This is a genomic window from Pseudomonas sp. CFBP 13710, assembly GCF_014842235.1.
Taxonomy (GTDB): domain Bacteria; phylum Pseudomonadota; class Gammaproteobacteria; order Pseudomonadales; family Pseudomonadaceae; genus Aquipseudomonas; species Aquipseudomonas baltica.
Genome location: NZ_JACYVJ010000003.1, coordinates 1 through 14,108, shown reverse-complemented (window position 1 = coordinate 14,108; position 14,108 = coordinate 1). Strand labels below are relative to the sequence as shown.

General features: G+C 61.6%; 12 protein-coding genes and 1 tRNA gene. 9 read left to right on the top strand and 4 right to left on the bottom strand.

The features are described from left to right. Positions 1–4 precede the first annotated feature (4 nt). Together IFT44_RS08485 and IFT44_RS08480 are read right to left on the bottom strand one after the other, a co-directional pair. Positions 5–916 carry a formate/nitrite transporter family protein gene (locus IFT44_RS08485; RefSeq protein ID WP_192054538.1) on the bottom strand — a complete coding sequence of 304 codons (912 nt, stop codon included), beginning with the start codon at positions 914–916 and terminating at the stop codon, positions 5–7. A 104-nt stretch (positions 917–1,020) separates the two neighbouring features. Next, a complete protein-coding gene (locus IFT44_RS08480) occupies positions 1,021–1,902 on the bottom strand; it encodes an alpha/beta hydrolase (protein WP_192102564.1) in 882 nt (293 codons plus the stop codon). 219 nt (positions 1,903–2,121) lie between these two features. Between IFT44_RS08480 and IFT44_RS08475 the strand changes: the two genes are divergently transcribed. From IFT44_RS08475 to IFT44_RS08440, 8 genes are all read left to right on the top strand, one after another. Further along, a complete protein-coding gene (locus IFT44_RS08475; RefSeq protein WP_192175759.1) occupies positions 2,122–3,105 on the top strand; it encodes a 2-hydroxyacid dehydrogenase in 984 nt (327 codons plus the stop codon). Between the two features lie 206 nt (positions 3,106–3,311). Continuing rightward, positions 3,312–5,249: a flavin monoamine oxidase family protein gene (locus IFT44_RS08470; RefSeq protein WP_192175758.1), complete on the top strand. Its 1,938-nt coding sequence runs from the start codon at positions 3,312–3,314 to the stop codon at positions 5,247–5,249. A 129-nt stretch (positions 5,250–5,378) separates the two neighbouring features. Further along, positions 5,379–6,272 carry a nitrilase family protein gene (locus IFT44_RS08465; protein WP_185795110.1) on the top strand — a complete coding sequence of 298 codons (894 nt, stop codon included), beginning with the start codon at positions 5,379–5,381 and terminating at the stop codon, positions 6,270–6,272. Positions 6,273–6,284: 12 nt separating this feature from the next. After that, entirely contained in the window at positions 6,285–7,475 is a 1,191-nt protein-coding gene (locus IFT44_RS08460) for a hypothetical protein (protein ID WP_122474935.1), read from the top strand. A 13-nt stretch (positions 7,476–7,488) separates the two neighbouring features. Beyond that, positions 7,489–8,475, top strand: a complete 987-nt coding sequence (locus IFT44_RS08455) for an asparaginase (protein WP_192175757.1) — start codon at positions 7,489–7,491, stop codon at positions 8,473–8,475. 80 nt (positions 8,476–8,555) lie between these two features. Further along, positions 8,556–9,224 carry a UPF0149 family protein gene (locus IFT44_RS08450; protein WP_192175756.1) on the top strand — a complete coding sequence of 223 codons (669 nt, stop codon included), beginning with the start codon at positions 8,556–8,558 and terminating at the stop codon, positions 9,222–9,224. 104 nt (positions 9,225–9,328) lie between these two features. Beyond that, positions 9,329–9,405, top strand: a tRNA-Val gene (locus tag IFT44_RS08445). A 146-nt stretch (positions 9,406–9,551) separates the two neighbouring features. Beyond that, positions 9,552–10,844, top strand: coding sequence for a sensor histidine kinase (locus IFT44_RS08440; protein ID WP_185795113.1), 1,293 nt, complete (start codon positions 9,552–9,554; stop codon positions 10,842–10,844). 250 nt (positions 10,845–11,094) lie between these two features. Here IFT44_RS08440 and IFT44_RS08435 read toward each other — a convergent pair whose 3' ends face one another. Then, positions 11,095–11,655 carry a hypothetical protein gene (locus IFT44_RS08435; RefSeq protein ID WP_192058745.1) on the bottom strand — a complete coding sequence of 187 codons (561 nt, stop codon included), beginning with the start codon at positions 11,653–11,655 and terminating at the stop codon, positions 11,095–11,097. Positions 11,656–11,728: 73 nt separating this feature from the next. Further along, positions 11,729–12,868, bottom strand: coding sequence for a class C beta-lactamase (gene ampC / locus IFT44_RS08430; protein ID WP_446730947.1), 1,140 nt, complete (start codon positions 12,866–12,868; stop codon positions 11,729–11,731). Positions 12,869–13,001: 133 nt separating this feature from the next. Here ampC and IFT44_RS08425 point away from each other — a divergent pair, with 133 nt between their 5' ends. Further along, complete coding sequence (locus tag IFT44_RS08425; RefSeq protein ID WP_192058749.1) at positions 13,002–13,376, top strand: c-type cytochrome; 375 nt, start codon at positions 13,002–13,004, stop codon at positions 13,374–13,376. Positions 13,377–14,108 lie beyond the last annotated feature (732 nt).

The following is a 14,108-nucleotide window of genomic DNA, read 5'->3' as shown; positions in this document are numbered from 1 at the left end:
CGGCTCAGGCGTCGGCGTTGGGTTCCTTGCGCGCCTTGCCCTGCCCATCGTCCTTGGGCGGCAGGCCACTTTCGCTTCTGATCTGGGCATGGCTGATCAAGGCGAAAATGAAGCTGCCGCCAATGATGTTGCCGGCCAGCGTCGGTGCGGCAAAGTCGAGCCAGAAGGCTTTCCAGTCCAGCTCGCCGGCCCATACCAGGTAGGAAACCTCTGCCGAACCCACGACGATGTGGGTGAAATCGCCCAATGCCATCAGGTAGGTGACCAGGATGATGATCCACATCTTGGCGCTTTCCTGCGAAGGAATCATCCAGACCATGGTGGCGATCATCCAGCCCGAAATGATGCCTTTGGAAAACATCTGCGACAGGTCGTTTTCCATCACCTTGCGGCCGATGTCGAGAAAGGCGACATCGGTCTTGGCATCGAAGATCGGCAAATGAAGCATGACGTAGGACACCAGCAAGGTCCCCGCCAGGTTACCCGCCAGGACCACGCCCCATAGTTTGAACAGCCGGCCGAAGTTGCTCAGGCTCGGCTTGCTCATGATCGGCAATACGGCCGTCAGGGTGTTTTCGGTGAACAGTTGCTGGCGCGCCAGGATCACTGCAAGAAAACCGGCCGAGTAGCCCAGGCTGGCAATGACCTTGCTGGTTTCGCCATCGGGCAGGCGTGAATTGAACAGACCCATGGCCATCAGCGACAGGCCCATGGTCAGTCCGGCGGCCAGGGCCGACCACCACAGGGCGGCTACCGTACGTTCGAGTTCGTGGTCGCCCTGTATACGAATGGTTTCATGCAGCACCGCTGCACGGGGCGGTTGATTCTCATGGACCTCGGCTTTTTCGTCGGCCGAAAGGCCAGGGGTCTTGCCGTCTTCTTCAGAGGCATCAAGGCTGGGTTCGTGCTTTTCCATGGAGGTTCCTGCGAATGCGCTGGCGCGCGTGCCCGGTGCACGGCTGCCACAGCACAGACCTTCAGGGCGCTGAATAAGTTGCGTCACCCCACGCTTTGCGTCCACTACAGACCGAACACCTCGCGCAGCGCCTCGGCGTAGGCCTGGCTACCCAACGTCATGCTGTTGTTGTGCGTGCCACCTGGTACCAGCAGCAAGCGTTTGGGCTGGGCAGCGGCATCGAACAGTTCCTGGCTGAAACGCGGCGGTACATAGCGGTCGTCCAGGCCATGAACGATAAGCACCGGTATCCCGATGTCGCCGATCTTGTCGATGGAGTCGAACTTCTCCGACATGATCCAGCGCACGGGCAGCGACGTATTGGCCACGGCCGCTGCGGCAGCGGCCAGATCGGTGAAGGTAGACTCCACGATCAGCCCGGCCGCCTTGGGCTCGTCACCTTCGGCCAGATGCTCGGCCAGATCCACGGCGATCGCACCGCCCAGCGAATGACCATAGATGAATCGGCGCTCGGCGTTGGGCTGAAACTGCACCAGCCGGGCCCAGGCAGCCTGGGCGTCCTGGTACACGGTGCGCTCCGACGGCAACTCGCCGGGGCTTTCGCCGAAACCGCGGTAGTCGATGGCCAGCACCGAGAAGCCCAGCTCGCGCAGCTGACTGATGCGCCGCACTTGTGCCGTCAGGTTCCAGCGGGTGCCATGCAGATACAGCACCGCCGGCGCATCGGCGCGCGATGCCGGCCACCACCAGGCGTGCAGGTACTGGGTGCTGCTCAAGGCTTTCTCGACCGGAATCTGCAGCTCGGTCACCCCGGACGGCAGTCCCGAATACCAGCTCGCCGTGCCTGGTTCGATGTTGAACAGCAATTGCCGCTCCTTATAGGCCAGTTGCGAGCAGCCATACGGCAAGCCGATACCTATCGCCAGAGCCAGCAGCAGAAAGGGAAGCCAGCGCCGACGACGGGGCGCGGTGGTAGGTGTTGCCATGCATGCACACTCCAGACGGGTCTCTTCACTGGACCGGAACGCACTGCAGGCTGTTCATTGCAAATTGATTTCAAGCGGTGTCAGGTACCGTTCGGGACGGTTGCCCGGTGCCCAATGCACACGCTCTATTGCCATGACCGAGCCGATATTCTACTGTCCGCCGACTACCGATGTTTGCGCTACCATTGCGGGCAGCGTTTCGACACAAGAGGGCGACACATGAAAATCGTGATGGTGGGAGAGGCCGCGACACACCGCGAGATGCTTGCCGCAGGCTTGGACTGCCCGGCGCAGTTCGTTGCGCTGCCCCGTGAGGCCCATGAATCGGCTGCCTGGGACGCGCAGATCGAAGGCGCCGACGTGCTGGTCTCGATGCGTTTGCAGCGTACTGGCCCCGCGCCGGCGTTCCGCCTGTTGCAGGTACCCGGCGCCGGCCTGGATGGCATCGACTTCGCAGCGCTGCCGCTCGGTGCCACTGTCTGCAATGTGTTCGAACATGAAATCCCCATGGCTGAATACGCCCTGGCTTGCATGCTCGAACACCAGATCGAGCTGGCGGATCTTCGTGCGCGCTTCAGTACCGAACACTGGACGGGTGCCTACCTGAAGCGTCAGCCGCGCGGCGAGCTGTTCGGCAAGACGGTCGTCATCGTCGGCTTTGGCCGAATCGGCCAGGCTGTTGCCACCCGTGCCCAAGCTTTCGGCCTGCGCATCATCGCCATTTCCGCTCGCGCCGAAGGCGGACGGGTCGACGGCCCTATGGATGAGGCGTACACACCCGGCGAACTCGACCAGGCGCTCTCGCGTGCCGATTTCGTCATCCTCACCTGCCCGTTGAACGAGCGCACCCGCGGCTCGTTCGGCGCTACGCAGTTTGCCGCAATGCGCCAGGATGCCGTCCTGATCAACATTGCCCGCGCCGCCGTGGTCGATGAGGATGCGTTGTACCACGCCCTGCGCGACCACCTCATCGCCAAGGCCTACCTGGATGTCTGGTACCGCTACCCCAGCGGCGACACCGACCCGGTCGCACCCGCTCACCACCGCTTCGAAGACCTGTCCAATGCCTACTGCACGCCCCACGCCTCCGGCTGGACCCAGGGCCTGTTCGAACGCCGCTACGCCTTCATCGCCGCCAACATCAACCGGCTGCACCAAGGCCAGCCCCTCCAGAACGTCGTTACAAACCCCCGTCCCGTCTAACACCCGACGCGGCGACACACCCGGCCCCCTGTAGCAGCGGCGCGAGCCGCGTCCGGCCACACCGCAACTTCCCTGAACCACCGCACCTGCTTCCCACATACGCCCCAAATTCTTCCTACACCGCAGCCCCCCAATCCCTCTGCCTGGACGCACCACGGCTTCGCACACTGACGCCTCCTCAATCCGACCGACAAGGACTGTCATTCATGACCATTGGCTCATCCCACAACCATCCCGCCGACATCGCAGCCGCCGTGCAAAACCCCGCCAGCCTGCCGTGGGCCGCCCGCTTTCCCAACCCTCCGGATCTATGCTTCGACTACCGCCGCCTGCTCGAACAAACCGGGGGCATTGCTCACGCAGGTAACGCACAACACCGCATCTGCATCATTGGCGCGGGCGTCGCAGGGTTGGTGGCAGCTCGCGAACTGCTGCGCTGTGGCTTCGAACGCATCACCTTGATCGAGCAGTCGCGCCGCCTCGGCGGACGTCACCTCACCGTGCAGGTCGACAGCCCTCAATCCACGCCCTCGACGCCTTTCGAAATGGGCGCCATGCGCATGCCCTTTTTCAATCGCACCGGCGAGGCGCCTGTAGACGGCCGCTCATTGATGGCCTACTACGCAGGCCTGTACGATCTCAAGACCTCAGACTTCCCGAATCCCGGCACGCCCTTCGTACACTCCACCGGCATCTATCTGCACGAAGGTCGCCTGGCAGGGGGAACCGAACCCCAACTGCTGATCTGGAACAATCCCGACGGCAGCACACCGCCACCTACCGCCGTGCTGCAAGCCGTCTACCAGAAATGGAAGCTGTTCGCCGAGCGAATGGCGATGCAGGTCGCCGCCGTGTTCGGCAGTCAACAGTGGCCCGCCTTGTGGTCTGCGATTGTCACGCGCTACCAGCATGTAGCGTTCCGCGAGCTGGTTCGCGCTCCTTGCGTACCCACTTGGGATCCCAGCCGGCCGGGCGACTTCGGTGGTCTGGGCATGTCGGCCGCCGAATCGTCGATCTTCTACGCCATCGGCATAGGCGATGGCAGTTGGGGCGCTTTCTACGACGTGTGCAGCCTTTATCCACTGCGCACCGCGATATTCGGCTTCAGCAGCCATTTGCAATTGGTACACGGCCGTGTCGATGGCCAGGGTATGCCGCTACCAGCCCCGTTCCTAACCGAGCATGCCGTGACTGACTCCAAAGGTGTGGCGTTCGCCACACCTCGCTACCTGGGTCTGGCTGCATTGGATGAGTGTCTGATGTTCATGCCGCTGGGGGAGGGGGCTCGCTCGCCTTACGAACGATTGCGCGAGCAGCCTGCTGGCCTGATCACAGACAGCCCGGTGAACAGCCTCACGCGACTGGCCGACGGCAGCATAGAAGTGGGTTACCGCTGGCACCAAAGCGACGCGCTGGCCAGCCGGCAGGTGAAACAGAGCTTCGACTCGGTGATCGTCACGGTGCCCTCCTGGATCCTCGAAACGCGAATCCAGGTGGCTGGTTTCACCTCGGCCATGCTGCCTCAGGCCACCATCGATGCCTACAAGACTGCGCACTGGGAAACCAGCTGCAAAGTCTACGCGCCGCTGAAGAAAACCTTTCTCTCGGCCAGGCGTGACATACCGCAGATACTCGTCACCGACAGTTTCGTGCACGACGTCTATGCCTACCGCTACAACGACAACTATGCCTATGACTGCATCCTGCTCAGCTACACCTGGGAGGACGATGCGACCAAGCTGGCGGCGTTCAGCGACGCCGAGCTGGTCGACAACTGTGTGCGCGAGCTGGACCGCATCTTGATGCGCTGCAGCAACGTCGGCACGCGCATTTCCCCATTCATCGACACCGCCAACGCACGCGTGCAGCGCTGGGTCACGGACCGCAATGCGCTGGGCTGCGCCAAGCTTTACCGGGCAGGCGCGTATCAGGATGCGGTCGGGCTCATGAGCTACAACCGCGATTACAGCCGCCTATCCGGGCTGTACCTCGCAGGTGAATCGTTTTCGGTCGACGCCGGCTGGACCGAACCGGCCATGCGCGGCGCCGTGGATGCGGTGATCAACCTCTGCGCCAACCAGGGCGCAGTGTTCAACGGCGGGTTCGACCTGTCTCATTACCCTCGGTATGGCACCGAGTCCTGAACGACTTTGTACCCTCTTGCCCTACCTGCCGGATTAATCCTACAGATGCTTGGGAAGCGTCCGGTTCTATGATCTTAACGAATGCGTTTCTATGCGGAGGCAATCCAAAAACAACAAGAAGGTGCCTCCATGTCCTCTGTTTCCGCTATCAGCCCCGTGCGGGTCGCTGTCGTTCAGTTCGATCCACAATGCGGTCTCGAGCATCGCTCGTTCAACCTCTCCCATAGCCTTCACCTGGCCCAGCGCGCGGTCGCGGGAGGCGCCCAACTGATCGTGCTGCCGGAGCTGGCCAACACCGGCTACGCCTACCGCAACCGCGAAGAAGCGTTCGCGTTGGCCGAGGCCGTGCCCGACGGCCCCAGCGCGCAGGCCTGGATCGAGTTCGCGCGCGAACATAAGGTCTATCTCGCCGCCGGCCTGGCGGAGCGCGACGGGCACAAGCTTTACGACTGCGCAATGCTGGTGGGGCCCGACGGCTTCATAGGCAAGTACCGCAAGGCTCATCTGTGGAATCTCGAAAAGCTCTGGTTCAGTCCCGGCGACCTCGGTTTTCCGGTGTTCGAAACGCCCATCGGGCGCATCGGGCTGATGATCTGCTGGGACGTCTGGTTTCCGGAAGTGCCACGCCTGCTGAGCCTGCAGGGTGCCGACATCATCTGCAGCCTGAACAACTGGGTCTGGACGCCGCCGCCGCTGTTCGACGAAACCGGCAAATGCATGGCGTCTTACCTGACCATCACTGCAGCGCACGTCAACAACACGTTCATCGCTGCAGCCAATCGCATCGGTACCGATCGCGGCGATCGCTTCCTGGGCTGTTCGTTGATTGCCGGTACCAACGGTTGGCCGCTTAGCGAGGTGGCCGGAGCCGAAGAGGAAACCATCCTCTATGCCGACGTCGACCTCGTGTCCGCACGCAGCGCGCCGATCTGGAACAGCCTCAACGATCTGCCGCGCGACCGTCGGGTCGACCTCTATGGCTCGATGCTGGGCTATGACCGTCACGCCGCGCTGCCGCGCTGAGGAGGGCTGGCCATGCAATCCTCTCTGCAAGACACACCAACCCGCGCATCCAGCGGGACTTTAACTGGCCTGTTGATGCTGTCGCTGGCCATTACCCTGACCGTCATCAGCGGCAAGCTGCTGGCCATCGACGCACTGTGGCCCAGCTATGGCGACATGATGGCTAACTTGCACCACCCGGCAGCCTGGTGGCGCTGGGTGGTGGGTGATATCAGCGAAGTCGCGTTCTACAAGCATGAGTTTGCCTCCATCGGCCTGCTGGCAGGTGCCGGACTGGGCTGGTGGGCCAATCACACCGGCAAGCGCTGGCAAGGCTTCGCGATCTGCTACGGCACCGGGCTCTGGCCATGGGTGGTGACCAGCTCGCTGCTCGGCCTGGGTCTGGGCAATCTGCTCTGGGGATGGACACTTTCGGCCGATACCTGGCAGCCGACTTTCGTCGCGTTCGTGTCCATGCCGGCGGCCACGGTGCTGCTGTTCGGGCGTGGCTGGCGCGTGGCGCTTACCGGGGCCGTGATGGGCGCCGTGCTGATCACCCCGGCCTGCCTGCTGATCGTCAAGTACGTGTGTACCCCGCTGGCATTGCCAGTGGTGATCGGCAATGTTACCGGCATGGCAGTGGGCAGCGTAATCGGCTTCCTGCTGTGCAAGCGCTTCCCGGTTCTGGTCAGGCCTGACGCGGCGCCTGCGCAAGCGCCACCGGTGGTGGCTTCTCCGGCCAACTACGGCCTGCGCTGGACCTTGCGCCGTATCCTTGCGGATTTCTCCGAGGCCCCGTTCTTCGGCAACGAATGGGCCAGCCTGGGGTTGGTGCTGGGGGCGCTGCTGGCGCTGATGCTCAATCCGGCCAGTCCGTTCTACGGTTCCGGTTGGCTGTTGCAGCTGTTGGCGGCGCAAACCCTGGCCTCGGCGCTGGGTGTGCTGATCTGGCGCCGTCAATGGATTGCTCGCGGCTGGTATCCGACCTACATTCCCGTCGTCTCGGTAGCCCCCGCCGCGATTCTGGTCCATGGTGGCAGCCTGCCGGTGATCATCCTCAGTGCCGCATTGGGCGCACTGCTGGCGCCGCCCCTGGCCGTCGCCATCAGCCAGCGGCTGCCGTCCTATATGCATGGCTACATCGGCAACGTGCTGTCCATGGCAATCAGCACCGTGCTCATCCTTCCGCTGATCGGTCTGATCATCGGCAGCCCAAACCTCTGACGGAGTACCGCCCATGGCTCTACCCAGACTATCCGTAGGTGCCCTGGGCGGCACCATCAGCATGCAGGCCCAGGCCACTGGGGCAGGTGTTCAACCCAGTTTGAGCGGGCAGGGCATGGTGGACCTGCTGCCCGAGTTGACGTCGCTGGCCGAGGTTCAGGTGCACACACTGAATCTGCTGCCCAGCGCCTCCTTGAGTTTCCAGGCCTTGCTCGAGGCCCTGGATTGGGCCCGTAGCTGCATCGCGGCTGGAGCCGTCGGGGTGGTCTTGAGCCAAGGCACCGATACCCTGGAAGAAGCCGCTTTTTTCCTCGACCTGCTGTGGGATCTCGATGAGCCTCTGGTGCTGACAGGCGCCATGCGTGCGGCATCGCATTGCGGTGCCGATGGCCCGGCTAACCTGCTGGCTGCAAGTCAGGTGGCGCTGGCCGAACACAGTCGCAGGCGTGGCGTGTTGGTAGTGATCAACGATCAGGTGCACGCGGCGTCCCGGGTGCGCAAGGTCGCGGCATTGGCCATGGATGCCTTCGCCTCGGCACCCTACGGGCCGATTGGCCTGATGATCGAAGGTCGGGTGCACTACGCCGCCGCGCCTGCAGCGCGCTGCTGCCTGCCGTATCCCACCCGAACCGATCACACCGTGTTGCTACTCGAAGCCACACTGGATGCAGACACCCTGCTGCTCGACAGGGTCGTCGACGCCGGGTATCGGGGCGTGGTCATTGGCGGTTTCGGCGCCGGGCATGTATCGCAGCGCTGGGCCGCCAGCCTGCACGTCATTGCCCGGCATATGCCGGTCATAGTGGCCACTCGCACGGGCAGCGGGCCAACGGCCAGCGGTAGTTACGGCTTCGCGGGAGGCGAGCTGGACCTGCAGGCGAAGGGCGCCGTGATGGGTAGATTTCTCTGCCCGCGCAAGTGTCGGATCCTGCTCTGGATGCTGGTCGGTAGCGGCCAAGAGCACGACATCACGCGTTACCTGAGCCAATTGGACAACTGATCGGCGGCAGATCCGGGGACATCGTCCACGCTGGCGGCTACAATGCGGGCATTCTTTTTGATGACCCGACCGAGCAGACCATGGCCTACACCATCAGCAATGACGCGCTGACCGACGCACAACTGGATTACGTGGAAGACGTACTGGGGCAATACGCCAGCGAGAAATCGGTCGGCAGCATCTCCGAGCTCGATGGCTTTTTCACAGCCATCGTTTCGTGCCCTCAGGCAATCGCTTTCGACGACTGGTACGCAGCGCTGTGGGGTGGGCCTGATCACTTGCCGGTCTTCAAGGATGACAAGCAGTTCGAGAAATTCTTCGACCTGCTCATCCAACACATGAACCAGTTGGCCATGCTGCTGGAAGAAGACTTCGAAAACTTCGCGCCGATCTTCAACCTGTTCGACGACGAAGAAGTGGTCAGCGTCGAGGACTGGTGCTATGGCTACGAACGTGGGGTGGTGGTCGGTGGCAGCTGGCTCGACATGCCCGACCAGGAGCAGGACCTGCTGGCGTTGATCACGCTGCACACCCAAGGTGTCGACCTCTTGAAACATGACGCATCAGGCGAGCAACTGGACGCCGAGGAGGCCATGGAGATGATCCAGATGGCCGCCATTCGTCTGCACCAGTACTGGTTCGAGCGTCGTCCGGGCAAGACGCCCATCACCGGCGAAACCAAGACGGGCCGCAACGATCCCTGCCCCTGCGGCAGCGGTAAGAAATTCAAGCAATGCTGTCTGCATTGACCTGCGCATCGAGTGCGTTCGTTGCAAGTGAGTGATTTTTTTACGATTGGCGGCAAATTGCCGTTGACAGTGGCGCCTCAATCCGTAAAATTGCGCGCCACAGCAGGCACGTAGCTCAGTTGGTTAGAGCACCACCTTGACATGGTGGGGGTCGTTGGTTCGAGTCCAATCGCGCCTACCAAACAAAATCCGCTCTGCTGGGCGGTGCAGAAGGGCGATCCGGAAGGGTCGCCCTTTTTCGTTCATGCGCAATATGCTTGCACATGCTTGCCGCCTTGGCTCGCCGCGCGCATTATCGCCAATCAATTCCTCAACCTGGCCCTTTGCATGTCCCACAGCCCGGCCCCATCGCCTATCGACGAGTCCGAACGCCTGGCTGCGCTCGAACATCTGGGTGTGCTCGACAGTGTCCCGGAGCCGGGCTTCGACGACATCGTCCAGTTGGCGACTCAGCTCTGCGGGACACCCATCGGCCTGGTTTCTCTGGTGGACCGCGAGCGTCAATGGTTCAAGGCGTGTGTCGGGCTCGACGTTTCCGAGACCCATCGCGACCTGGCGTTCTGCGCCCATGCCATCCTCGCGCCCGATACCGTGATGATCGTCCAGGACACTCATCTTGACCTGCGCTTCAAGGGCAGTCCGCTCGTGTTGGGCCCTCCCTATATTCGCTTCTATGCGGGCGCGCCGATCATCTCGCGCCAGGGCTTGGCACTGGGCACGGTGTGCGTCATCGACACCGTGCCGCGCACGCTGGATGCGGCGCAGTGCAGCGCTCTGCAGGCTCTGGCACGGCAAACGGCTGCGCAATTGGAGTTGCGCCTGCTCAACGCCGAGCGCGAGCAACAGACCCTTGCCTTGTCCCGGCAGCTCGACAACGTGCTGGGCGAGCACCAGCAAACCCTGCAGACCCTGCGCCACGCCCAACGGGTTTCCTCGCTGGGCCAACTGACCGCGGGTATCGCCCACGATTTCAACAACCTGTTGCAGGCCGTCAGTGCCAGCTTGCAGATGACTCGCCTCAAGGCACGCAAGCCCCTGGAAGTCGAACGCCTCACCGAAATCGGCCTGCAGGCGGTACGGCAGGGCGCGCAATTGATTCATCACCTGCTCGCCTTCGCCCGTCGCGAGGAGCCCAGCGTGCAGGCGGTCGTACTCGACGAGCGGATCGAGCACAACAGTGACCTGTTCGGTCGCGCGCTCGGTACGGCGACGAAGGTGCAGCTGGATCTGCAAGCGCCAGCGCAGGCGGTGATGTGCGACGCCCATCAATTGGATGCTGCGTTGCTCAACCTGCTGGTCAATGCGCGGGATGCGCTGCGCGGTGCCGGGCAGATCCGCGTGGCCACCTGTGAACGTGTCGTCTGCGGCGACGCCCAACTGGCCGACGGCACCTACCTTTGCCTGAGCGTTGCCGACGATGGGCCGGGCATCCCGGAAGACGTACTGGTACAGGTCTTCGAACCGTTCTATACCACCAAGACTGCCGGGCAGGGCACCGGGTTGGGGTTGTCGCAGGTGTACGGTTTCGCGTCGAGCGCAGAGGGTATCGCACGTATCGAGAGCCGGCTGGGCGAGGGCACAACCGTTACCCTCTGGCTACGACGCGTAGCAGCGGTATAGCGAATCACTTACACGCTGTGGCTCCAATCGCCTCTATTGCGATCACCTTCATCCCAGTAATCTAGCCTCACTAACTGAGACGAAGGATGCGACTCAGGGTCAGGGACGACCGGCCATTGCAAGGAAGCTGCTGACAGGATGTTGGAATGGCTAGACAAAAAACCCGCTTCGGCGGGTTTTTTGTTGGGCGCTGTTTTGTCCTGCGCACAGCAAACCCCCTGCCACAGCCGGGCAGGGTGGGCCGATTCCGTTACTTGCCAGTCACGATACGCTTGACCATGGCCGCATGACCCGTCTGGTCGCTGGCGCGCGAAATCACTTGGACAACCGACATGGTCGGTCCCGAGCCGGCCACGAAGGTGGTCGTCATGGTTGCGCCGCCGCCCATGGTCGCGGTGCTGTCGATTTGTTCCACGCCCAGCTTTCGCAAGGTGATACGTTTTTCCGCAGTCTTCTTGAAGTCAGGCAACGCAGTCGCCTGTTGCTTGATGAAACCTGCCGTCGCGCCCGTCAGGAACTCATCATCGTTGTCGGCGGCACGCCCACCCTTGGGAATGGGCAGTTCAGTGGTCACCACCACGCGTCTTTCGCTTTCATTCATGTACATCATGCCCTTGGCACCTGCAGCTTCGCTTTTCGGATCGGCAGGTGGCAGCGGGTTGGCGGTGTACCCCGCAGGCAGGGTGAACATGAACTTGCCGTCGAGCGTCTTGACGGTCTGCGCTTTCGGGGCGCTCGGTGCTGGCTTGGCAGCCCAGGCCACGTTGACCAGGCCCAGCGTGAAAGCGAGAAACAGGCAAGTGCGGCGCATCGACGAAACTCCAATAAGGTCAGGACTCGGATCCTACTCCAGACCCATGGGCTTGAGAACGTGCGTGAACCCCCTACTTGTCCAGTCTCTGGTCCAGTGTCTGGACAAGCTCATGAGCGAACCTGACCCGCGCTTCGTTCGGATAGTTCTTGTTCGCCAGCACCACGACGCCGATCCCTCGTGATGGGACAAACGCCACATACCCGCCAAATCCATTGGTCGACCCGGTTTTGTTGACCCATACCTTGTCCAGATGCCGCAGCGGGCTTGTGGGTTGGGTAGTCAGGGCTACTGCATTGGAATTGCCTTGCACCAAGGTGTCGAGCGCTACGGGATAGGCGTATTGCTCCCAGATCAGGGCTTGCGTCATGCCACCTACCCGGAAGTAGCCCCGTTGCGTGGCATCCAATGCCTCACGCAGCTTCGCAGGCAAGGCCACCGCGCCCATCTGTGCCTGAACATAATGAAGCATGTCCCGCGCACTGGACTTGAAACCATAGGCTTCCTCGGCCAGTACCGCCGGGTTCAGCCGCACCGGTTTGTCGTTCTTGTCGTAGCCCTGCGCATACAACGGCAACTGCGCAGTCGGGACATCCAGGTAAGTGTGGTAAAGGCCCAGGCCTGGGAGCAGCCTGTCGCGCATGGCCTGGCCGAACGACATTTTCATGCTCGTGGCCGCGATCATCCCGAGCAACCCAATGCTGGGGTTCGCATAGCTGCGCTGGGTGCCCGGTGCATAGGTGGGCTGCCAGTCGCGAAAGTACGTCATCAGTTGTGCAGCGTTCTGGATGTCGTCCGGCAACTGCAGAGGAAATCCGCCGGCGCTGTGGGTGCCCAGGTCGGCGAGTGACGCCTGGTCCAGCGGTGTGCCGCGCAATGTGGGCAGATACTGGCCGGGATGATCGCTCAGAGACAGCTGCCCATTGGCTTGCGCATAGGTAGCGAGGGTGGCGGTGAAGGTCTTGCTGATCGAGCCAAGCTCGAACAGTGTGTCTGCGGTAACAGGCGCCTTCGTTTCGCGCGACGCCAGCCCATAGGTGAAGAACAGCTGCTGGCGACCGTCAGTGACAGCGATCGCCATGCCTGGAATGTTGTATTGCGCCATCAACGATGCGGCCCGGGCCTTCACCAGGCTTTCGACTGCAGGCTCCCCGGCATGGGCGCTATCGCCCGCCCATACGGTCGTGAATGCCAGAAAACCCGCAATGACCATGGCTGTGCCGGACCTGCGCATAAGTGACTCCTCTTCCATTTTTATTGGCAGTGATCACTCTGCATTATCCCGGCATCTCTCTTTGTTGTGTCAGCCGTTATGATGAGCATCTGTAACAACAATCCGAGGAAACATGAAATCAGTAACCTGCGCGCTCTTCGCGCTACTGGTCGCGGTGCAGGCCAACGCCATGGCCGCGGGAGACGCCGTAGCCGGCCAGGCGACATTCGACAAGAATTGCGGTGGTTGCCACAAGGTAGGCCGCGGTGCCCAGGCCGCATTCGGCCCGCAGCTCAATGGCCTGATCGGCCGTGCGGCGGGAAGCACCGGTGACTACAGCTATTCAGCAGAGATGAAGAACTCGGGCATCGTCTGGACCACCGAGAAGATCGCCGCCTTCGTCGAGGCACCCAGCGATGTGGTGCCTGGTACCAAGATGCGCCTGTGGTGGTTCGGCAACGATCAAAAGATGGCCGACCTTCTCGAGTACCTCAAAAGCAACCCCTAAGGCAGGTACGATACGGTGGAGGCACGGTGCGGCCCGGGTCACAAGGCAGCGTCCTACAACAGCATCGGAAACGACCTCTTTGATTGGCGGATGTGGCTTCGTATTCTCCAAACCCTTTGATGAGGGCATTGGATGTCGAAGGTAATACTGGCATTAGTGATGTGTCTGACGGGTTGCGCATCGAGCGGGGTCTATCTGGCCGACCCCATGAACCCACCCGATCCCTGGCGAAAGGGACCGGCTTCGCACCGTGAACTGCCCATGGGCGATCCCAAGCGGCAGCACGTATGCCAGGTCGAACCGAATCGGTTTGAATGCGCGCCCCTTGGTTCCTGACGTCAAACGAACGATGTCGTGAAAAGTTTTGCGAACAGGTGTTGACTCACCGGCAAAATCTAGTAATATTCGCCTCCCGCTGACGAGCAATCGAAAGCGCAAGCGGTTGAAGTTGTTAGACATTAACTAAATACTTCAAAATAAACGCTTGACAGGATGCGAGGCTAGCGTAGAATGCGCGCCTCGGTTGAGACGAAAGAATCAACCCACCGCTCTTTAACAATTGAATCAAGCAATTCGTGTGGGTGCTTGTGAGTTAAGACTGTTAGTCAACAAGATTATCAGCATCACAATTACTCCGCGAGAAATCAAAGAGTTACCTCGATCCTTCGGGTTCGAGTGTGCGATTGCTGAGCCAAGTTTATAAGGTTTTCTCAAAACCTGATTGCAGTATTG

Coding starts and splice junctions, on each gene's coding strand:
- IFT44_RS08425 (WP_192058749.1), top strand. CDS start 13,002: ATGAAATCAGTAACCTGCGCGCTCTTCGCGCTACTGGTCGCGGTGCAG.
- IFT44_RS08440 (WP_185795113.1), top strand. CDS start 9,552: ATGTCCCACAGCCCGGCCCCATCGCCTATCGACGAGTCCGAACGCCTG.
- IFT44_RS08465 (WP_185795110.1), top strand. CDS start 5,379: ATGTCCTCTGTTTCCGCTATCAGCCCCGTGCGGGTCGCTGTCGTTCAG.
- IFT44_RS08480 (WP_192102564.1), bottom strand. CDS start 1,902: ATGGCAACACCTACCACCGCGCCCCGTCGTCGGCGCTGGCTTCCCTTT.
- IFT44_RS08435 (WP_192058745.1), bottom strand. CDS start 11,655: ATGCGCCGCACTTGCCTGTTTCTCGCTTTCACGCTGGGCCTGGTCAAC.
- IFT44_RS08485 (WP_192054538.1), bottom strand. CDS start 916: ATGGAAAAGCACGAACCCAGCCTTGATGCCTCTGAAGAAGACGGCAAG.
- ampC (WP_446730947.1), bottom strand. CDS start 12,868: ATGGTCATTGCGGGTTTTCTGGCATTCACGACCGTATGGGCGGGCGAT.
- IFT44_RS08470 (WP_192175758.1), top strand. CDS start 3,312: ATGACCATTGGCTCATCCCACAACCATCCCGCCGACATCGCAGCCGCC.
- IFT44_RS08460 (WP_122474935.1), top strand. CDS start 6,285: ATGCAATCCTCTCTGCAAGACACACCAACCCGCGCATCCAGCGGGACT.
- IFT44_RS08455 (WP_192175757.1), top strand. CDS start 7,489: ATGGCTCTACCCAGACTATCCGTAGGTGCCCTGGGCGGCACCATCAGC.
- IFT44_RS08475 (WP_192175759.1), top strand. CDS start 2,122: ATGAAAATCGTGATGGTGGGAGAGGCCGCGACACACCGCGAGATGCTT.
- IFT44_RS08450 (WP_192175756.1), top strand. CDS start 8,556: ATGGCCTACACCATCAGCAATGACGCGCTGACCGACGCACAACTGGAT.